The organism is Kitasatospora sp. NPDC022785 (assembly GCF_055561295.1).
On the sequence record NZ_JBVHHB010000009.1, the window covers coordinates 189,224 to 208,836 of the forward strand.

The 19,613-nt window shown below is 68.0% G+C and carries 17 protein-coding genes and 5 pseudogenes; 15 read left to right on the plus strand and 7 right to left on the minus strand.

What is annotated here, in order from left to right:
- The first annotated feature begins 2 nt into the window (after positions 1-2).
- Entirely contained in the window at positions 3-992 is a 990-nt protein-coding gene (locus tag ACZ3YO_RS17370; protein ID WP_465569904.1) for a helix-turn-helix transcriptional regulator, read from the plus strand.
- A gap of 72 nt (positions 993-1,064) precedes the next feature.
- On the opposite strand, the pseudogene ACZ3YO_RS17375 reads toward ACZ3YO_RS17370, so the two are convergent.
- Positions 1,065-1,364: pseudogene (locus ACZ3YO_RS17375) on the minus strand (integrase core domain-containing protein); the annotation flags it as partial.
- Positions 1,365-1,641: 277 nt separating this feature from the next.
- Between ACZ3YO_RS17375 and ACZ3YO_RS17380 the strand changes: the two are divergent.
- From ACZ3YO_RS17380 to ACZ3YO_RS17405, 6 genes and pseudogenes are all read left to right on the plus strand, one after another.
- Complete coding sequence (locus tag ACZ3YO_RS17380; protein WP_465569906.1) at positions 1,642-2,055, plus strand: hypothetical protein; 414 nt, start codon at positions 1,642-1,644, stop codon at positions 2,053-2,055.
- Position 2,056: 1 nt separating this feature from the next.
- Positions 2,057-2,617: a hypothetical protein gene (locus ACZ3YO_RS17385; protein ID WP_465569908.1), complete on the plus strand. Its 561-nt coding sequence runs from the start codon at positions 2,057-2,059 to the stop codon at positions 2,615-2,617.
- A complete protein-coding gene (locus ACZ3YO_RS17390) occupies positions 2,617-4,497 on the plus strand; it encodes a putative T7SS-secreted protein (protein WP_465569910.1) in 1,881 nt (626 codons plus the stop codon). Before ACZ3YO_RS17385 ends, ACZ3YO_RS17390 begins: the two co-directional genes overlap by 1 nt.
- Positions 4,498-4,552: 55 nt before the next feature.
- A complete protein-coding gene (locus ACZ3YO_RS17395) occupies positions 4,553-5,134 on the plus strand; it encodes a type VII secretion system-associated protein (protein WP_465569912.1) in 582 nt (193 codons plus the stop codon).
- 5 nt (positions 5,135-5,139) lie between these two features.
- Complete coding sequence (locus tag ACZ3YO_RS17400) at positions 5,140-5,451, plus strand: hypothetical protein (protein WP_465569914.1); 312 nt, start codon at positions 5,140-5,142, stop codon at positions 5,449-5,451.
- Between the two features lie 161 nt (positions 5,452-5,612).
- A pseudogene (locus ACZ3YO_RS17405) lies at positions 5,613-7,321 on the plus strand (IS481 family transposase).
- Positions 7,322-7,595: 274 nt separating this feature from the next.
- On the opposite strand, the gene ACZ3YO_RS17410 reads toward ACZ3YO_RS17405, so the two are convergent.
- The gene (locus ACZ3YO_RS17410; protein WP_465569915.1) at positions 7,596-9,524 is read right to left on the minus strand and encodes a WD40 repeat domain-containing protein; all 1,929 of its coding nucleotides are present in this window, start codon (positions 9,522-9,524) and stop codon (positions 7,596-7,598) included.
- A 289-nt stretch (positions 9,525-9,813) separates the two neighbouring features.
- On the opposite strand from ACZ3YO_RS17410, the pseudogene ACZ3YO_RS17415 reads away from it, so the two are divergent.
- Positions 9,814-10,353: pseudogene (locus tag ACZ3YO_RS17415) on the plus strand (hypothetical protein); the annotation flags it as partial.
- Between the two features lie 696 nt (positions 10,354-11,049).
- Here ACZ3YO_RS17415 and nudC read toward each other — a convergent pair.
- Positions 11,050-11,949 (minus strand): NAD(+) diphosphatase, encoded by a 900-nt coding sequence (nudC, locus tag ACZ3YO_RS17420; RefSeq protein WP_266301112.1) that lies wholly within the window; start codon positions 11,947-11,949, stop codon positions 11,050-11,052.
- Positions 11,950-12,146: 197 nt separating this feature from the next.
- Here nudC and ACZ3YO_RS17425 point away from each other — a divergent pair, with 197 nt between their 5' ends.
- The 4 genes from ACZ3YO_RS17425 to ACZ3YO_RS17440 all read left to right on the plus strand — a co-directional run bounded on the left by ACZ3YO_RS17425 (position 12,147) and on the right by ACZ3YO_RS17440 (position 14,092).
- Positions 12,147-12,452: a hypothetical protein gene (locus ACZ3YO_RS17425; RefSeq protein ID WP_465570139.1), complete on the plus strand. Its 306-nt coding sequence runs from the start codon at positions 12,147-12,149 to the stop codon at positions 12,450-12,452.
- Between the two features lie 287 nt (positions 12,453-12,739).
- A complete protein-coding gene (locus ACZ3YO_RS17430) occupies positions 12,740-13,264 on the plus strand; it encodes a phosphotransferase (protein WP_465569917.1) in 525 nt (174 codons plus the stop codon).
- Positions 13,265-13,352: 88 nt separating this feature from the next.
- Entirely contained in the window at positions 13,353-13,745 is a 393-nt protein-coding gene (locus ACZ3YO_RS17435) for a hypothetical protein (protein WP_465569919.1), read from the plus strand.
- 47 nt (positions 13,746-13,792) lie between these two features.
- Positions 13,793-14,092 (plus strand): hypothetical protein, encoded by a 300-nt coding sequence (locus ACZ3YO_RS17440; RefSeq protein WP_465569921.1) that lies wholly within the window; start codon positions 13,793-13,795, stop codon positions 14,090-14,092.
- A 567-nt stretch (positions 14,093-14,659) separates the two neighbouring features.
- Here the strand turns inward: ACZ3YO_RS17440 and ACZ3YO_RS17445 are convergent.
- A complete protein-coding gene (locus ACZ3YO_RS17445) occupies positions 14,660-15,805 on the minus strand; it encodes a hypothetical protein (protein ID WP_465569922.1) in 1,146 nt (381 codons plus the stop codon).
- A 101-nt stretch (positions 15,806-15,906) separates the two neighbouring features.
- On the opposite strand from ACZ3YO_RS17445, the gene ACZ3YO_RS17450 reads away from it, so the two are divergent.
- The gene (locus ACZ3YO_RS17450) at positions 15,907-16,212 is read left to right on the plus strand and encodes a hypothetical protein (RefSeq protein WP_465570141.1); all 306 of its coding nucleotides are present in this window, start codon (positions 15,907-15,909) and stop codon (positions 16,210-16,212) included.
- A 243-nt stretch (positions 16,213-16,455) separates the two neighbouring features.
- Here the strand turns inward: ACZ3YO_RS17450 and ACZ3YO_RS17455 are convergent.
- A pseudogene (locus tag ACZ3YO_RS17455) lies at positions 16,456-16,890 on the minus strand (winged helix-turn-helix domain-containing protein); the annotation flags it as partial.
- Between the two features lie 220 nt (positions 16,891-17,110).
- Here ACZ3YO_RS17455 and ACZ3YO_RS17460 point away from each other — a divergent pair.
- Complete coding sequence (locus tag ACZ3YO_RS17460) at positions 17,111-17,290, plus strand: hypothetical protein (protein ID WP_465569924.1); 180 nt, start codon at positions 17,111-17,113, stop codon at positions 17,288-17,290.
- A 264-nt stretch (positions 17,291-17,554) separates the two neighbouring features.
- Positions 17,555-17,755 (plus strand): annotated as a pseudogene (locus ACZ3YO_RS17465) (integrase core domain-containing protein); the annotation flags it as partial.
- On the opposite strand, the gene ACZ3YO_RS17470 reads toward ACZ3YO_RS17465, so the two are convergent.
- Together ACZ3YO_RS17470 and ACZ3YO_RS17475 are read right to left on the minus strand one after the other, a co-directional pair.
- Positions 17,752-18,408: a response regulator gene (locus ACZ3YO_RS17470; RefSeq protein WP_465569925.1), complete on the minus strand. Its 657-nt coding sequence runs from the start codon at positions 18,406-18,408 to the stop codon at positions 17,752-17,754. The pseudogene ACZ3YO_RS17465 and the gene ACZ3YO_RS17470 sit on opposite strands and share 4 nt — an antisense overlap.
- Positions 18,405-19,544, minus strand: coding sequence for a sensor histidine kinase (locus ACZ3YO_RS17475; RefSeq protein WP_465569927.1), 1,140 nt, complete (start codon positions 19,542-19,544; stop codon positions 18,405-18,407). Before ACZ3YO_RS17475 ends, ACZ3YO_RS17470 begins: the two co-directional genes overlap by 4 nt.
- Positions 19,545-19,613 lie beyond the last annotated feature (69 nt).

A 19,613-nucleotide genomic window follows, 5' to 3' on the forward strand; every position in this document is an offset into this window, starting at 1 on the left:
ATATGCCACGACCCACCGGCCGCGTCCTGACACTCCTGGAGCTGCTGCAGTCGGGCGGCACCCGGACGGTGGCCGAGCTTGCCAACCGTCTCGGCGTCGAAGGGCGCACCGTGCGGCGGTATGTGGACCAGCTGATCGACCTGGACGTGCCCGTGGAGTCGGTGCGCGGCCGCTACGGCGGGTACCGGCTGGCTCCCGGGTACCGCTTGCCTCCACTCATGCTCAGCGACGACGAGGCGCTGGCCGTGCTGCTCGGCCTGGTCGCCGGCCGCAGGGCAGGGCTGACGACGACGGAGCGCACGGCAAACGAGACGGCGTCAGCGAAGATCCGGCGGGTGCTGCCCAAGCACATCGCCCGCCGGCTCGACACACTCCTGGAAGCTCTCGCCTTCACGGATCAGCCCGGCGAGTTGGACCACCCGGACGCCGGGCTCCTGCTCACCATCGCCGATGCGGTGCGCCACCGCCGACCGGTCTCGATCCGCTACACCGACCGCGACGGACGGCGCAGCGAACGCACACTGCACGCATACGGGATCGTCGCCCATGCGGGCCGGTGGTACGTGACGGGCAAGGACGCCCAGGTCGGCGAGGGCCGAACCTTCCGGCTCGATCGCATCGCAGCCGCGAGGGCCCTGCCCGGCTCATTCGAAGCGCCCGTGGGTCCCGGTCCGGCACAGCGCGTGTTGTCAGGATTCGCCACGGCCGAGTACCGGCATGAGGTGACTTTGCGGATCCACGGGACAGTCGAGCAGATCCGCGCGCACCTTCCCGCCAGCGTCGCGAGCCTGGAGGAGCACGAGCCAGCGGCCGGCCAGGACCCGGCGGCCGAGCACTGGCTGCGCGTCGAGCTGCGGGCGCAGCGGCTCGACTGGTTGCCTCCGGTACTCGCCTCACTCGACCGGCCGTTCGTCATCGAGCGCCCCGATGAACTACGCGACCTCGTCATCGCGCTCGCCGATCGCCTCACGTCCTACGCCCGCCAAGCCTGACAGCGAGGAACCAATGTCATGAGACGGCACAGCTAGGTGCGGACTTTGCCCTATTTTGTAGACACTCGCCTGTTATGCGACCAAGTCCAGGTTAATGACGCTCGTGGCGTGTTGCCGTTCATAGTCGACCGGGCTGCGGTAGCCGAGGGCGGAGTGACGCCGCCTTCGGTTGTACCAGGCCATCCAGGCGAAGACCGCCATGCGGGCTTGCGGTCTGGTCAGCCAGCGTGAGCCGTAGAGCAGTTCGCGCTTCAACGTGGCGAAGAACGACTCCGCGAGGGCGTTGTCGTAGCTGGAGCCGACCCGACCCATCGAACGCCGTATCCCGTGCGCCCGGCAGACCTCGGCGAACGCATCCGACGTATATTGGGCGATCGGCCTCCGGGCTGCTGGCGCTCGATGAGCGTCATCAGGACCCGGCACTTGGCCGCCGGCGCGGTCTACCGTCCCGGCCCGAATGCCCCGGGCGCGCCGCCTCGCGGCCACCCGGGGAGCATGATCACAGGTGGGATCGGTACCTGCCGCGACTGATGACGGCTGTGGGCCAGTTCAATCCGCGTAGACCCGACCAGTCAGTGCACACACTCACTGGGTAACATTCCGTCCGCATGCGTGTGCACTGGGGCAGCCATGCGCGGTCTGGCCGGGGGTGACGGTGCGTAACGCGGGTCTGGTGCATCAGGTGCGGATGCTGCGGGCGGGAGTGGGTGACCCGGCTCTGATGATGGCGCAGTTCCGGTTGAGTGCGCTGCTGGTGCCGCGGTGGGGGGAGGAGGGGGTGTGGACGGCGGATGAGGGTGGTCTGCGCTGGATCTTCGCGTTCACGTCGGAGGAGGAGCTGGCGGCGTTCGGGCGGGTGAAGGACGTGCCGGTGGACGGGCTGCCCTATCTGACGGTGCTGGGTTCACGGTTGCTGGATGTGGCGGTGCCGGGGCTGGGGGTTGCGGGCGGGGTGGCGTTGGACGTGGCGGGGGCGGAGCCGATGCTGTTCCCGCCGATGCGCGGGATCGTGCCGGACGAAGTGGCCCTGGACGGGCCGATGATGGCAACGGGGGAGCAGTGACATGACGGGTTCGGGGTTCGGGGTCGATCCTGAGGCACTGAAGCTGGCGGAAGCGGGCATCAACGGGGCGATCGCCGAGTTGCAGTCGCTGGGGATCGCCGGTCTCGCGGAGTCCGGGCGGGGGTTCTCGGAGCTGGAGCTGACCGGGATGGAGGCCGGTCACCAGGACTTGCAGGCGGTGTTCACGGACTTCTGCGAACGCTGGTCGTGGGGAGTGCGGGCGCTGGTGCAGGAGGGCACGGACGTCGCCGTGAAGCTCGGCCTGTCCGCGGGTTATTACCACGAGCAGGAGAAGTACGGCAGCGGCCTGCTGAAGGACGTCGTCGCGGCGGGCATCGGCAACCCGCACCAGAGCGAGGAGCAGATCGAGGGCAAGTCCTGGGACCAGGTGTGGGGCGACAACCCGTACACCCAGCTCACCAACCCCGACTTCTCGAAGGAGTCCGCGGACAAGGCCTTCGACAACATCGGGAAGACCTGGAAGGACATCGGGAAGGAGAAGCTGGAGGGCCCGCTCGGGATCAACAAGAAGATCGCCGAGGCCGCGGCGGGTGACCACTGATGGGCCTGCACTTCAGCATCACCGACCTCGTCGATGTGACCGAGGCCGTCGTCGACTCGGGCGTCAAAGCCGGCGGGAAGGCCATCCAGAAGGGCTCCCACCTGGTGGGCGGCGCCCTGGACGAGGCCGGGCTGCACGGCGCGGCCCAAAAGGTTAACGGGTGGGGCGACGACGTCGCCGACCAAGCCGGGCTGAAGGTCGGCGAGCGCGGGCTCGACCAGACCAGTGATCCGAAGGAACTGGTCCACGGCGACGCGAAGAAGCTCAACGCGGTCGCCGGGCACCTGAAGAAGTTCCACGACGCGTTCGAGAAGACCGGCACCGGCCTGGCCAGGCTGGACCACGAGCACTGGACCGGGCAGGCCGCCGAGGCGTTCCAGAAGGCGTTCGACCCGCAGCCCAAGCAGTGGCTGACCGCCGCGGACGCCTGCGGCAGGGCCGCCGCCGCGCTGGAGGCGTACGCGCACACCGTCACCTGGGCGCAGGGCGAGGCCGCGGAGGCGGCACGGTTGTGGAAGGAGGCGAAGAAGAAGGCCGACGCGGCCGCGAAGGCGTGGCTCGAGGACGCCATGACCTACAACCTGAAGGTCAAGGCCTACAACGCGACGCCGGCCGATCAGCGCCCGGCCAGCCCGCCGACCGATCCGGGGAAGTTCAAGAACCCGGTTGAGGCGGACTTCCAGCACGCCGACGAGAAACTCGACGCGGCCCGCACCCAGCGCGACTCCGCCGCGCGCACCGCCGCCGACGCCATCGCGGCCCTGGTCGCGTCGGCGCCGGCCATGCCGAGCAAGATGCAGATCCTCAAGGCCGAGGTCAAGGACGGCCTGATGGGCGTCCCGGTGGCGTACGAGCATTTCTACGGCGGGCTGGTCAAGAGCGGCACCGACCTGGCCAAGCTGGGCCGTTCGCTGAACCCGATGGACCCGTACAACCTGTCCCACCCGGCCCAGTACCTCGATGGCCTGTCTACCACCACCGCCGGGCTGATCCAGGCCGGCGACCACCCGGTCGACCTCCTCAAGGGCCTGGTCGGCAGCGGCTGGGGCAACGACCCCTCCGAGGCGGGCGGCAAGCTCGTCGGCAACTTCATGATCGGTGCGGGCACCGGTGGCGGCGGCACCGCCGCCTCCCTCGCCGAACGCGAAGCCGCCGCCGTCGCCGAGAACGCCGCGAAGAAGGCGGCGCAGGAAGCGGCGGAGAAGGCTGCCAAGGAGGCTGCGGAGAAGGCGGCGAATGAAGCCGCCGAGCAGGCCGCTGCAAAAGCAGCTCAGGAAGCGGCGGACAAGGCTGCCAAGGAGGCTGCGGAGAAGGCGGCAAAGGAAGCCGAAAGAGCAGGTCTTCCGGAAGAGCTTCGGAAGCTTTTGGAGCTTGAAGACCAGAGCGTCATCGAATGGCCGACCGACCCTTTGAAGTCGGCGGCCAACAAGAATGTCGATCTCAGCGGCATGGAGCACGCTCCAAAATGGCGGACCACGGACGAGGACCTTTTTCGCTTCGAGCACAGGGCGCCGGACGAGATCTTCAAGCCAAATGCCGGATTTCAACCCTGGGTCACAGATTTCAACAATCTCTATAGTTATGCGAACAAGAACACGAATTCGGTATTCGTTGGCACGACACGAGATCCGCTGGCCGAGGTTGGTGGCTCAAAGTCCTGGCGCTATGATATCGATGCAGAGGGTGGCATCGACGTCAATGCCAGCCTGGGGAAGCACACCCCTTACGAAGAAGAGCGTGAAGTCGTATTTCCGGGCGGAGTGCGTGTCGAGAACATCAAGGGTGCCTGGGAGATGAAGGACGGCAAGCCGGTCCGCTATGTTGAGAATCCGTACTACAGGCCGGAGATGGGAAGGAATTCGGGCAGTCAGGCACCCTAGGGATGGGAATTGTGGAAGATTTGAGACAGCAAAAGCCCGAAAGGACAGGATCAAGATGATGGCCGGACGCCGGGAGCCTGAACTGACCAACTCCATGCGTGCAGCAGCGAAGCAGCGGCCGGGCCAGTGGCTCTATTCGATAGATCCGGGTTTCGATCCTGAGGGAGAGGTGCCCGCGCATGGCGTGGTGGGGGCTTGGCAGATCGATCAGGCAGGGAATGTTGTGCGGTTCATGCACAACCCGAATTACAAGCCCTCGCCCATGGCACTCGGGCTGACTCCTCCGGTCAACGACCTAGAGAACAAGCTTCAGTTGACGGCCACCGGGTACTGCAGTGAGCAGGTTTTTCTGGACGAGCTTCTGAGGGCGGAGCTCCTCATATATTCCACTCCGGAGCGGCAGAGGCCCTTCGTGATTTCGGGAGAGAACGGCCGAGGAGTTCTGGAGGGTTGCACCTCGCCCGGCTATCTCCCGCACGACTGGCCCGGGGCCGTACCGATGCCGGTGCGTGTCCTGGCGAAAATCCCGGGGGGTGTGGATCTGCGAATCAACCCTGGAAGCCGGGTGGCCGTAACCATTCCGTTCGAGGATCTTTATCAGGCGATTTCCGCAAGTCCGGAAACGAGCGACGGGTGATGGAAATGACTGTACTCAAAGGCATTCCGACCAAGGAGCAGTACGACGCAGCGCGGGAGTTCGTCATCACCCGCCAGCGGCGCAGTCGAGCCAAGCTCGCATCATGCGATTCTGACATTGCTACGGCATTTGCGGCATGGTCTCAACTTGTGGACAGGAGACTCGCACGGACCTTCGTCGCCTTGAAGAAGGGTGAATTCGATGAGGCGGCGCGCTCATGGGCCGTCGTCATCGAGAGCATCTCTGTATGGGTGACGCATTCCGAATTCCCCGCCTCGCTGTACGCCGACGCGTATGCGGACCGGTACGGGGGCTGAGATCGACCTGCTGTCATGTGTGGGCTCAGGACATCGGCGACACGAGAGTCTCGTCACTTGCGTGACAGCTGTCTCGGCATATCCTCGTCGCTGCCGCCTTGGCTCCGTGATCATTGGTCGCCGTGACTGAGGGGGTTGACGCTGGGCAAGGCCCGGCCTGTCTGGTCGATCAGCGGTGCCGGGCGGTTCTTGAGGTTCTCGACGGTTCGCCGGTCAGCGAGGTGGCCGTGCGCTACGGGGTCTCGCGCCAGACGGTCTACACGTGGAAGGCCAAGCACGAGGCCGACGGCCTCGACGGGCTGAAGGAGAGGTCCCGGCGGCCACGCACCAGCCCGAACCGACTCCCGGCCGAGGTCGAAGCGCTAGCTTGCGAGATGCGCCGGGCCAACCCACGCTGGGGAGCCCGCCGGATTGCCTATGAGATAGCCCAGACCGGCATCGCTGCGGCGCCATCGCGGGCCACCGTGCACCGGGTCCTGGAACGCAACGGCCTGATACGGCACCAGAAGCAGCAGCACCGGCGCAAGTACAAACGCTGGCAGCGCGAGACCCCGATGCACCTGTGGCAGATGGACCTGGTCGGCGGGATCTTCCTGGCCGACGGCCCGCGAGTGCAAGATGCTCACCGGGATCGACGACCATTCCCGGTTCGTCGTTGTCTCAACGGTCCTCGCGGTGCCCTCCGGGAGGGCCGTCGCGGACGCGTTCGTCCGAGCGATGCGTCTACGGGGTGCCGGCCGAGGTGCTGACCGACAACGGCAAGCAGTTCACCGGCCGGTTCACCAAGCCTCGCCCGGACGAGGTGCTGTTCGAGCGGGTCTGCCGGGAAACGGCATCACCGCCAAGCTGATAAAGCCCTACTTGCCGACCACCACCGGGAAGATCGAGCGCTGGCATCAGACCCTGCGGCGGGAGCTGCTGGACATCGCCGGCCCGTTCGCTGACCTACCGGCGGCCCAGGCGGCGGTCGACTCCGGGGTCCACACCTACAACACCGCCCGCCCGCACCAGGCTCTGGACATGGCCACCCCGGCCAGCCGGTTCCGTCCGAACCCCCCAGCCCGAGCCCACGGCCGTCGCCCCCGTACAGGCACCTAACACAGAGCCCGAGCTCCTGGCCGAACCGCAGCCGACGGCCCTGCTCGTGCCCACGTCCGCACTGGCCGTCGAGTTCGAGACCGTCGTAACCGCCAGCGGGCACGTCGGCGTCCTGCCACGGGTCCAGCGCGTCAAAATCGGCAAGAACCATGCCGGACGCAGGTCGCGTGTGTGGGTCGACGAGCTCACCGTCCACATCAGCCTCGACGGCGAGCTGGTCAAGAGCGCCGCGTCACGCCTCAACGCCGATGACCTGCGGGAACTGTCGATGCGCGGTGCAGTCAAAGCTGGCCCGCCGCCGGCGGCCCCGGCCGCTGCTCGACTGGGACGCCTGGAGCCCGGCGCCGTCATCGAGGTCGACCGCAACGTCGACCAGAGCGGCGTCGCCATGCTCGGCAACGCGCCAGTGAAGATCGGCTACGAGCTGGCCAACCGACGTGTCACCCTTCAGACTGGACGGGCACCTCATGCACGTCGTCCACTACGGTGTGCTCGCCAAGACCCTGCCCGCCCCGAACAACGCGCCGTGCTCCGCGGAGCCAGGGTCGCCACCGGCGAACTACCCCTGCCCGAAGCTGGCGCAATCCACGTCGAACGCAAGGTCCCCGCCGACGGCGTCATCATGGTCGCCCGCCAGCGGCTTCGCGTCGGCCGCACCTACGCGGGCGAGATTGTCACCATCCACGTCGAGGACACGTACTTCCGCATCACCCTCAACGGCGCCGACCTCGTACTCCACCCGCGCAAGAACCAGCACTCAGTCACCCGCTGAAGGGCCAAAATCCACGCCCCCAAGCTCTGACGCTCTGTCAAGCATCAGCTGGGACCGTCAATGATGTCTTGAGGCCAAGCTGTCAACAAAGTCCTGAGACCTCACACCACACCTGCAGCCGAGGGTTGCCTTTCGGGTAGGCGATCGACTTCAACAGGAACTTGTCACGCATTCGAGCCACATGCCGGCGGCATCATGCAACGATGCCGCCGGGGTCGCGGGTCCAGGAGCGCTCGCAGAAACGAGACGGTTGCGCCCGGCCTTCGGCCGGTTCTCACATCGGATCGGCCGGTGAGAGGCTGAGCCGGGTGAGCCCCTCCGGAAAGAGGCAGACGACGTGGTTCGGGTCGGCGATCAGGAGGGCTTGGACGGCTGTCCCGAGAGCGACCTCGACCGCGTGGCCGGCCGGGTCGACCGGGCCGAAGCGCAACAAGCCGTCGGCCCATGCTGTGGCCAGGAACAGGCCTGCAGAGCCCATGGCCACGCTTACCGCAGTCACCCGGTGACCGTGCTCTGTTACTACGGGCTCCATGGCCGGCAAGCCTGGCCGCCAGGCGCGTACGCGTCCGTCGATGCTTCCACTGACGACAAGCGGGGATCTGGCGGCGTCACCGGCCCTGGGCAGCAGCGTGGCGCTGAGGGCGGTGACCGGCCCCTGATGCAGGAGCTCCGCGCTGGTTCCCTCGGGTCCGAACCAGTGCACCGTTCCGGTGTCGTCGCCGATCGCCGGTAGGTGTGCCAGGGCCGTCGGGCGGCCGATGGCGGGAGGCGGGAGCCGCAGATCACCTGCGAGTAGATGCATCTCGCCATCGTGGCCGATCGCGGTAACCGTCCCGTCGGGGTAGCAGGTGAGCGCCGTCATGCCTTTCGGCCCGAGGAGCACCCTGCGATCGAGAAGTCGCCCCGAGGCCAGGTCGATCAGTTGGACGTTGCCGGTCGCATCCGCTGCCAGGATCCGCCCGTCGAACGGACCTCGGCCAAGGGCCGCTGCGACCAGCGGGGCGTGCTCCTGCATCGGCCAGAAGGACCACTCGGCATGCCAGGGCGCACCAGGCACGGGCGGAAGACCGTGGTCTGTACGGCCGTCCAGCAGGCGGATCCTCAGGATCTCGGCTCGCGTGGCGGCATCGCTCTCTCCCAGCAAGGCGGGGCCGGCCGCATGCCACGCAGCGTAAAGATGGCTATCGGGGCTGGAATCGAAGGCCGCCGCGGTGGCGAGTGGATCTGCGCAGGCGGTAAAGAGGGGATCTTCGAGGAGCTGCTGTGCCATCTCGGCCCGAACGCACTGGCCCAGGAGAAGGCCGAGCCGATCGGAGTCCGCGTTCAGGAGATCCGGAGTCCGGTCGGCCGCGCGGGGGACGGTCGCAGCAAGGGCCCGGGCGACACTGGTTAGGTCCACCGGATCGGTGCCGGCTGTCACGATCTGCCGGAGCGGACCCGGAGGCAGCCACCAGCTGTCGCCGGCCGGGGAATCCGGAGGCAGTAGATCCGCGGCGTGCTCGACGACTTCGGGATCGGCCAGGACGGACCACTCCTGCAGGGTGAGCGGCCGGACCGCGGCCACCAGCGCGCCCACGGCCGGACGTACCTCGTCCGGCACCGCGGCCCACCAGGCCGCGGGAACGTCAGGGCCGTCCGCCGACACGGCGGCCTCTGCCGGGACCTTGGCCGCGAGTAGCGCGAGACCAGGATGCGGATACACCTGCTCAGCGTTGAAGGGAGAGCCTGTGCGTTGCCGGTCGTACCAGGACGCGAAGCGCCCGACATCCGTCCACCGGGGCTCATCCAACGCCAGCACCGCCGACTGCCCAACCATAGGCACATCACAGGCCGACTCGATGACCGTCCGGATGCCGGGCACGTCCAAGAGCGGGCCAAGCAAGAGACTTGCCACCGCTTCCGGCTCGACCGACCGGTTGAGATCCCACAGGAACAGGAGCCGAGGGCGGCCCGCTGCACGCAACTCGGCAACGAGCTCCTTGGCCGTGCGTACAGAAAGGCCCAGTCTGGCGGCGATGGTCCACGTTGCACTGTCGACGGTCGTTCCAGCCAACGACACCGCCGTATCGGGCCGTTGCCGGTCCGGCGCAGCAGGGTCAGAGCAGGCGGTGGCCAGCCAGGTGAGCAGATGGGTTTTACCGATGCCGCAAGGGCCGGATACCTGGCATACCCGGGGCGCCCGAGGGTCTTCCAGCAGGGCCATCAGTGCTTGCCCAGCCGGACGACGGCCGGCACTCAGCGGCGGTATCCACCGCTCGGTCGTGTCCAACACAGTCCCCCCACTTGCCCGCCAGACGGTCCTGATCCTACGGGCCCAGCAGCCGTGAACCTTGGAGGGGGCTTTGCGCGACGCTTCGGACGTCTCATCGGCGAAGCCTTAGTGACTGTTGTCTTTCCGGCCTTGAGGGCGGCGTTTTCGCTGTTCAGGCATAGGGTCGGTGGTCTCGGGGAGTGGTGACATTGTTGAGTCGTCGCTCTGCTGGAGGTCGGGGATGCCGTCGGTCGTGGGGCTGCTGGAACAGCGTGAGCTGACCGCTCGCCGTCGCATGGACGAACTGCGGGAGGAGGCCGACCGAATCCAGGCCGAACTGGCCGTGGTCGAGCGGGAGTGGAACGAGTGGGTCATCGCCCGCTCGCGCGTCGGCGAGGTCCTGGCCCCGGGCGACGACGTTGCCGACCCCGATGCCCGCGAGGATCTGACGGATCGCAGTCAGCCGCCGACAACGCCCGGGTCTTCGGGGTCGGCGAAGCCGAAATCGATGGTTCCGATGTGGCGTGCGGGGCTGGCCTGGTCGGCACTGTCGGTGGACTACCAGCGGATCCTGCAGGCTCTCGCGGACCGGAACCGATTGGGTCAAGGGCCGCTGGCGTGCCAGGAGATGGCCGCCTGCTTCGGCCTGGACCCGGTGCCGGCGAAGATCGAGGCACTGCGCTCGAAGGCAAAGCGGCTGGTGGCGAGGGGTTGGCTGGTCGAGTCGTCGCCGGGCCGGTTCACGCTCGCGAAGGACGTGGCCGGGCAAGCCGGCGGGGCAGTACGCCTCCGGCTGCCCGCCCCGGCCCCGCAGCCAGCCCGGCACCGGCAGCAACGGCCGGCCCCACTGCCCACTCGGCGTTCGACATGTCCGTCGGATAGCGGCGCTCGCGCACGCCGTGGTCGCCGGCGTTCCCGAACCTGTGGGCCAGACAGTCACACGCAAGGGTGGCCGAAGTGGACCCCGCCTCGGAGATGCCGTAGAAATGCGACAACAGGGTCTCCTGGGCACCTCGTTGGCGTAGACACCCACTGAGCTACCAAGAGGCCCTGCTTCCATGCACGGCAGCCGCCACGGTCACCCGATCGAGACTCCGGTTTGACCGTCACGCCTCAAGATTGAACGACAACAGCCACTCAGGTGCCTCAGAGGCGTGTTCAGTTGCGGGCCAAGGGTTCCGGTCCGCCCGCCTTGCAGCCGATGCGCTGTGGAAGACCCAGGCGTGTCGTGCGGGGAGCTCGTCACCTGGGTCCCACGCCGCGATACTCGGCCCAGTCCCGCGAGGCGGCACGCCAGCCAGCCTTTCATCACCACTCGGATACCCGTTCGAGTGAAGCAAGGAGCCGAAGCGACTGGTCCGACTGGGCTTGGTATGCGGCCGGGTGGCCGTCGGCCAGCCGACGGACGCAGGCGGTGGCCGAATTGAAGCAGAAGATGAGCGAAGCAGCGTAAAATCTGTCTTCGCACCGCATCGGTTCAGTCTGTGTCGGCCAGCCACTGGTCGATGAGCGCCTTGCCAATCGAATCGACCCGGTACGGGCCGCCGAGAGCAGCGTCCGCCAGCCGCGCGCGCAGTTCCGCGGCCGTGAACCAGCGTGCCTCCACCACTTCCACGTTGTCCACATCGATCGCATCGGAAACGGCCTCGGCGCGAAACCCGATCATCACCCCGGCCGGGAACGGCCACCCCTGGGAACCCTGGTAGGTCACCGCACCCACGGTGACGCCGGCTTCCTCCCGCACCTCGCGGCGCACCGTGTCCTCGAAGCTCTCGCCAATCTCGACGAACCCGGCCAGGGTGCTGAAGCGGTTCGGGCCGGATGCCGCATGGCGGCCGAGCAGGCAGCGCCGGGGCGTGCCCGGAAGCTCGACTAGCACGATCACGGCCGGTTCGATCCGCGGGAACAGCAGCTTCCCACAGTTCTGGCAGGTCCGCAGGTGGCCACCATTGCAGGACCGGGCCGGGCCCCCGCAGGCGCCACAAAACCGCTGATTGCGGTTCCAGTGCAGAATTCCCCGCGCGTAGGCCAGCAGACCCGCTTCGTCCGGCGTGATGGTGGGAACCATCGCCCGCACGTCCAGCATCCTGTCCGCGCCGGCCAGCTCGACGGCGCTCTCCCGTTCGAGCCCGGACACATCAGCCGCGAACACCGCCCTCTCGCCTTCGAGGCCGAGCAGCACCCGGTCGCCGGCCGCGACGAGGATGTCCCTCGCCTGGGCCAAGGGCAGCCGCAACGGCGTTTCGTTTCGCACCAGGCACTGGTCCTGCCACAGGGGAATGACCTGGGTACTGGCCCTGGTCAGCAGTGCCTCGATCCAGTCCGAGTCTCCCCGCCGATCAACGACACGGTCGAGCCCCAACCCGCTGTAGTACACCGCTCCTCCTGGATCACAGTGTCGGCCTGTCCTCGACACTAGCGGATACGTCCTGCCGACACCCTCCGCAGCCAGAAGTTGGCTAAGTGACTGTTGTCTTTCGGCCTTGAGGGCGGCGTTTTCGCTGTTCAGGCATAGGGTCGGTGGTCTCGGGGAGTGGTGACATTGTTGAGTCGTCGCTCTGCTGGAGGTCGGGGATGCCGTCGGTCGTGGGGCTGCTGGAACAGCGTGAGCTGACCGCTCGCCGTCGCATGGACGAACTGCGGGAGGAGGCCGACCGAATCCAGGCCGAACTGGCCGTGGTCGAGCGGGAGTGGAACGAGTGGGTCATCGCCCGCTCGCGCGTCGGCGAGGTCCTGGCCCCGGGCGACGACGTTGCCGACCCCGATGCCCGCGAGGATCTGACGGATCGCAGTCAGCCGCCGACAACGCCGCCACGGTCACCCGATCGAGACTCCGGTTCGACCGCCACGCCTCAAGATCGGAACGACAACAGCCCCTGAGGCCCGGCGTGCTTGCGGCGGTCGCCGTCCAGGGCGGGGACGCGGCCGGTGACCACCGTGGTGTGGAAGTGCTCCTCGTTTGGATGTTGCGGCGGTACTTGTCGCGCAGGAAGTCGACCATCGCCTGGGTGTCGTCCATCGCGTCATCGTGGCGCACCGGCTGCCGGAGCACCTCCCTCGTGCCAGGGGAAGTTTCGCGGCTTCGCTGCCGGGTGCCGGTGTCGGACGCGAGGATGGGCGTTAGGAGAACGAGGTACCGCTGGCCGGCGGGCGCATCACCCCCCGGCGTGGTCAGGGTCGGGCGCACCGTCCGGCGGCCCGCCAGCACGTCGTCTTCGTTCGTCGCCCGGCTGCTCGGTGAGCTCCAGCGGCAGGGCTTCACCGGTGCCCCACGGCATCTCGGGTTCGACGAGGCCGGCCGCGAGATCCTCAGCTACCTCCCGGGCCGGGTGCCCGCCCGCTTCCAGCGCTGGAGCGACCCGCAGGTGGCCGCCGCCGGGTCCCTGCTCCGCGCCTTCCACGAGGCGACCCGGGGCAGTCTCCTGGCCGGCCGGCACTCCGTGGTCTGCCATCACGACCCGGGGCCGAACAACACGGTGTTCTCGCACGACGGCGTTCCGGTCGCGTTCATCGACTTCGACACCGCCGCCCCCGGCGATCCCCTCGAAGACCTCGGCTACATGGCGTGGACCTGTTCTTCGCGCTCACCATGTCTCATGAGACATGGTGTCGATCACGAGCCAAGCGCTGGGCCTGGGAAGCACTGTCGCTCGCGAAGCCCCGAAGAACGGCGCGCCTCAACAGCTGCCTGACGCAGCTGGAGCGAACGCTTGAGATCGCGAGTCCACATCTCGCATGGGCGGCCCGCCGCGGGCAGAGGCCCGGTGTAGCCGCCGCATTATGGACAGTGGGGACCTTGAGGACGCCGAGCGCACCGAGGACATCCGAGCGCAGCCGGGCGGTGGAGCCGTTCGGCCAGGCCGCGCCGCGCCGGAACGCGATCCGGCCTGGCCGGGACGGCTGCCCGTTGTCCTGGTCGTGGTCGTCGTTGTCATCGGACGAGGCGGAGTGATGGCGTTCATCCTGCTCTTCAACGGCTCCGAGACCACCGTCAACCTGACCGGCAACGCGATCTCCGGCCGGGCGGGAACGGCGAAGGGGCGGCCCGAGCGCGGGCCACCCCTTTCATCGCTGTTCTGCCTTCCCTGGCAGGGGCACGATCAGCGCCTGTCCACCCCCCCGGCGGGGGTAAAGCCCATGACCCGGACCACCCGTTGGGATAGCGACCTCTGAGTACCCGTACTCATGTGCCGTACCCGAGTGGGCGGCACCCTGTCTGCATGACTGCCACTGGCCCCCGCAAGCCGAGTCGTGCAGGCGACATCGTGATCGCCGTCCTCTTAGTGCTCATCGAGATCCCTCTCACCCTGGTCGCGTGGTATGCAGCCAGCTGGAACTGGATGGGGCAGCAAGAAGGTCGTACCCAGCATGAGGTCATGACCCTGATCGGCGGCGGCCTGTCCCTGTTCCTGATGGCAGCGGCTACGACAGCTGCCATGGTCCGCCGACCGGTCACCGCCACCGTTCAGGGACTGCTGCTGATCGCGCTGCTCCTCAGCGCCATGGCCGTGGCCACCTGACGGGGCGAGCCGCACCAACGCTGTCAGGTGGCCAGCCTCAGCGCGCCGGTACGTCGCGATCCTTGCTCCCCCAGGCAGGGCACGGTCTTGCTGAAGGGATCGCGTCCCCGGATCCACTGGCGCCTCCGCCCGGCGGCAGGGTGATGAAGAGCCGGTCTGATCATGTGAGGTTCGGATGGGAGGCCACCGACCGATGTGGCCACACGTCAGTGGAGTTGCGGGCGGCCAACGTCCGTTCCAGCCCGGCTACATAGCCCCACTTGCGAGACTTGGACCCTGCCATGTCGTCCTCGAATCGCTCATGGTGGGCCGCTCTGTCGGGGCCTGGCCGCCCACGGCTTCGAACTCGTTGATCAGGTCGTCCGTGTACTGGAGGTACTCGTAGGTGGTTTCCGGATTCGCGTGACCGAGTCTTCGGCTGACGATCAGCAGCGGGTTGTGCCGGATGTGTCCGGTCAACTACGACCGGTGCCGCCGGCGGCGCGCCTGCTGGTCCGGCTCCTCGCCGTCCATGATGTTCTCCAGATAGGTCAAAAGCCGCAGAGCGTAGGTGTGCCTTAGGTCGTGTCAGCGCCAGCGTCGAGCCGGCAGCAGTGGCGTGGTTCGGTCGGCGAGGTTCGTCATGCGTGTCCAGGCCCGGTGGCGGTAGCCCTTCCAGGCGTCCGCCCCCGGCATCAGACCGCCGCGGCAGACGAACAAGGTCAGGGCCTCCAAGCCGAACTCGCCCTCGTAGACAGTGATCCGCCGCAGCTTGGCGTCCATGGCCGACATCTGGAACTCGCGCATGACACCGTCCAGGACGCCCTTCACCCGGCCGCCGACGACGTCGACCTCTCCCACCACGAACAGGTCGCGAGCTTTGCGCTCCAGGGTCCGGGCCGCCCTGCGGGCGATGTCCGGACGCTCGAGCAGGCAGAACAGGTCGGCGGACGCGACGGCGTCCTCGGGAACGTAGACGGGCCGGGCTTTGCCGTACTTCGCGCAAGCCTGGACCGTGTACTCGGCCGCCCCGCCCGGCATCCCCGGCCAGAGCCCGATCTCGGGCAACAGCACGGTCGCCCACTCCCGCCAGCGGGCCCCCGACCCCAGTGCGATATCCGATGCCGCCCGCCCACGCAGCGGTGACCACCCACGAAAGGTTAAGTCCACCTCGGCGTTGGGCAGCTGCCCACCCAGTCCGACGTCCCGGAAGTACCGGTACTGCTCGAACGTGAGGTGCCGGATGTCCATGCCCGACCGGACCCGTGGCGCCAACGCGTTGCGTCCCTGCGCAGCCAGCCTCGCCGGGCGGTGCGGCAAGATCTTTCGGTCGACGAGGAAGCCGTAGAAGTCGTCCAGGACGAACGATTCCCGGGCCCAGACCGACGCACCGACCGGCTTCTCCTGCCACCGAGTCCGATGACTGCGGTACGAAACGAGATCGGACTCCGCCGCCGACAACACATCGCTGTCCAGAGCGGCAAGATGGTCGTCCAGCCGACCGATCACCCGCCCGTAGTCCTTCAGCGTCGTCTCGTCCAGCAATGCCGTCGACAGATACCTGCCGAACTCGCACAGGGGCGGGATCGGCGTCTGCGTCTCCTCGTCGAGGTACACCGGCGTTCCGTCGAGGATGCCCCGCCGCTTCAGCAAAGCGGCCACCCTCGCAGCGTCGATCACATCAGCGTCCAGGTACTTCTCCAGCAGCCCGGACTGCACAAAGGCGAGATCCACAGTCGTCCCTCCCCAGGAGCCGGAGAGGAACTCCCGTCAGCTCACCTGTCTCGTACCACCACAACGAGTCGAGACTGAACCACACATCTCATGAGACAGATTTGAACAGCAGAAAGAAGACCTGGTGCATCTCCTCCAAGGCCGATGCCCCGCCCGCCACCGTCCAGGCCGCCCAGGTGCGGGTCCTGTCCGATGCGTACGGGCTCGACGCCGCCTCCCGCTCCCGCCTCGTCCAAGCCGCCCTCGACCGCCAGCTGCGCAACGCCCGGGGGTGGCGCAGCCACCTCGCGCTCCCGCTCCCGCGCGTCGCCGAGGACCACGAGATCGTCGAACGCATCCGGTGGTCCGAACAGGAGCACGCCTTCACTTCGGCCAACCGCCAGACCTTCGATGCAGCCCTGGACTGACCATCCGGCGCTCCCAGGCCCTGCTCTCAGCCGGGGCCGGCCCCGTCGATGGCGGCGAGCAGGTGGCCGAGGACCGCGGCGGCGGCTTGGGCAAGCACTTCGCCAACCGCCGTGGCCTCCAGTACGGCGGGGGATTGCTGCCCGTAGGTTTCTTTCCTGTGCCTGACGACATCTCTGTTCCCGACGACCTGATCGGTCTGCAGCTGGCGGCCCGGGCTGCGCAGCGTGCGGCCGAGGACTTCTCTGCTCGGCGGCCCGCCGCGCGGGGACCTGCGGGGTGAAGCCGAGCCGATGCATCAGGCGGGTTGCGCCGGAGACGCTGTAGGACACGTGGAACTTCCGGCCGATCAGCGTGGCCACCCGCGCGCCGGTCCACACCTGATCCTCGTCCCAGCCGTGAGCGGCCGGCCCCTGCTCCAGGTAAGTGGCCAGCTTCTCCTGGCAGCGCGTGGACAGCCTGCAACGCCGCCCGCTCGCGCCTCGCGAGGCCAGGGCCGCTACCCCGCCGTCCGTCCACGCCTGATGCCACGGATAGGCCGACTTCGAGCTCACCCGCAGCCTGCGGGCGACCTCCAACGGCCCCAGCCCATAGACGAACAAGCCTGCGGCCTCCAGTCGCACCGCCTCGCGGTGCTGCCGACCTTTCGCCGTCAGCCCGCCCCCACCCGCATAGCGCATACCAACGGCATAGCGCGCAGATGACCGTCAGTCAGCTACACGAACAGGCCAATCACCCCGAAGCGCCGAAGTCAGTAACGGTCGGTGGCCCGTGCTCGCGCCGCGGCCACAGCGACACTCGCGCGGCTCGCCCGCCTCCGCATCCTGTCGCGATCCCGATCGCTGGCCAGTCGTGGTCTGTCGCCGGTCAGATCCGATCTTCCAGGTCCACCGCTTCGGCATGGTCGAGTTTCTGCGTCGCCTCTGCCTTCGCGAGTTCGAGACGTGGCCGCTCTACCTCTCGGCGAACTTCTTCGGCGCCCCGCCCCGGTACGTCCACTGGCGCTTCGAACAGATGCGATGGCAGGCCGGGCTGGACCCGGTCACAGGCAAACCCGCACCCGGGTGGAACTCGTTTTGACACTTTCGCCGTCCGCCCAGCTGGCCAGGTGGGCGTTCCAGTCGCGGAAGGCGCGGCGGGTCCACTACAGGGCGCTGGTGAGGTTGATGCCGAGCAGCGAGCTGAGGGCCGTCAAGGCCCGGTCCGGCGGCAGCCGGACTTTCGCGACTTGCGGGGTCAGGGTCGCTGCTGCTTTCTTTGGGCCGACTACGGCGCCTTGCCCGGGAGGCGGCAGTGGCACGGGCAGCCAGCCCGCCGGACGCGCAAGCAGCGGAAGGCCTCGATGGTGGACCGTGGCGCAACCCCTTCATCGAGTCCTTCAACGGTTGCCTGCGCGACGAATGCCTCAACATCCACCTGTTCTGGTCCCTGACCCACGCCAGGGTCACCATCGGCGACTGGAAGGAGGAGTGCAACCACGACCGGCCGCACTCATTGCTGGGCTGCCGAACCCCACGTGCCTACGCTGTGATCTGTACCCACTAATTGGCTCTCACGCGTCTGGTGTCGTGTGCCCACATCGCGATCTCGACGCGGTTGCGTGCGCCGAGCTTGGTCATCAACGATGCGACGTGGGTCTTGACCGTGCTCAGGCCGACGAAGAGCTCGGTGGCGATCTCGGCGTTGGTCCGGCCCCGTGCCACCAGCGTGAGCACCTCCTCCTCGCGCTCGGTGAGCGGGTCGCTCGGTTGGACCGGTACCACGGGCGCCTGGTCGGCGAAGGTCGCCAGCAGCCGGCGGGTGACGTTGGGGGCGATCAGCGCGTCCCCGTTGGCCGCCGCGTGGATGGCCTGCACGAGGAGATCCGGCCCGGCGTCTTTGAGTAGGAAGCCGCGGGCGCCGGCGCGTAGGGCGCCGAGGACGTACTCATCGAGGTCGAAGGTGGTGATCACGACGACCGCCATCGGGTCCGTCACGTCTGGCCCGGCCAGGCGCCGCGTCACCTCGACGCCGTCGAGCCCGGGCATCCGGATGTCGACGAGGAGGACATCGGGACGCAGCCGGGTCGCCAGGTCGAGCGCTGCGAGCCCGTCTGCTGCCTCCCCCACGACCTCGAGGTCGGGTTGAGCGCCGAGGATCATCACCAGCCCGGTCCGGACCAAGTCCTGGTCGTCGGCTACGACAACACGGATGCTCATGCCAAAGCCTCCACTGGCAGCACGGCCTCGACCACCCAGCCACCCTCGGGCCCCGGCCCCGCGGAGAGCGATCCGCCGAGGAGCTGGGCGCGTTCGGCCATGCCCAGCAGGCCGAACCCAGGCTCCGGGGCTGGCCCCGGCTCGGTCTGTCCATCGTCGCTGACACGCAGCCTGACGGCGTCGTCCTCCCGGCGTACGTCGATCGCGACGCGGGTCGCGCTCCGGGCGTGCCGTGCGGCGTTGGTCAGCGACTCCTGCGCGAGCCGGTAGAGCGCGGCGTCCACGGGTCGTGCCAGCCGGGTTAACGAACCGCCCAGCGAGACCTCGATGGTGGGTGTCGCGTCGGCGCGCGCCAGAGCAGGCAGGTCCGCGACACCCAGCTGCGGTGAGTAGGCGACGGCTTCCTCCTCACGCAGCACCCGCACCATGGATCTCATCTCCGCCAGGGTTCGCGACGCTTCAGACTCGATCGCGGCCAGGACCTCGGCAGCCTTCTCAGGCTGGATGCCTGCGACCACGCCACCGGCCTGTGCCTGCACCGCGATGGCCGAGACGTGGTGGGCCACGGTGTCGTGCAGCTCTCGCGCCAGCGCCACCCGCTCCTGATTGCGGATCTCGCGCTGTTGGCGATGCCAGAGGTCCGCGCGGTAGCGGAACACCGCCGCGAGGGCGACGAACAACAGCAAGAGGACGCTCCCGCCGAAAACGTCGGCCCAGCCCGCGGAGGAGGCGTACATCCCCAGCGCGACGACGACTGTCACGAACGCCGTCCCCAAGACGATTTCCCGGCCCGAGCCCCACCGCACCAGGGAGTAGAGCAGGATCAGGACGGCCATCATGGAGTAGAGGTCGAGGTCCCCGGTGTGCGCAGTCAGCTGGAGGACCGAGAGCAGCCCGGCGACGCCCCACCCGACCAGGGCGGCCATCAGGGGGCGACCCCGCCGCCAGAGCAGGGCAGGCATCAGCGCCAGGGCGAGCACCGTCACAAGGGGTCGCCAGGCCAAGCCCGGCCGAGCGATGCCCTCGACCAAGGCGGCGGCCGCGAGCACGCCCACAAGCAGCCAGTCGAGCCGACCGATGGGTGGGGCGTCAGCAGGCCGCGGCTCATGCCAGATGGAGCGCCGGAAAGTGAACACGGCTCCAGCCTAGGGATCGGCGCGCCTCGGCGTACCCGCCGAAAGAACGAGAGACAGACCATTCCATCG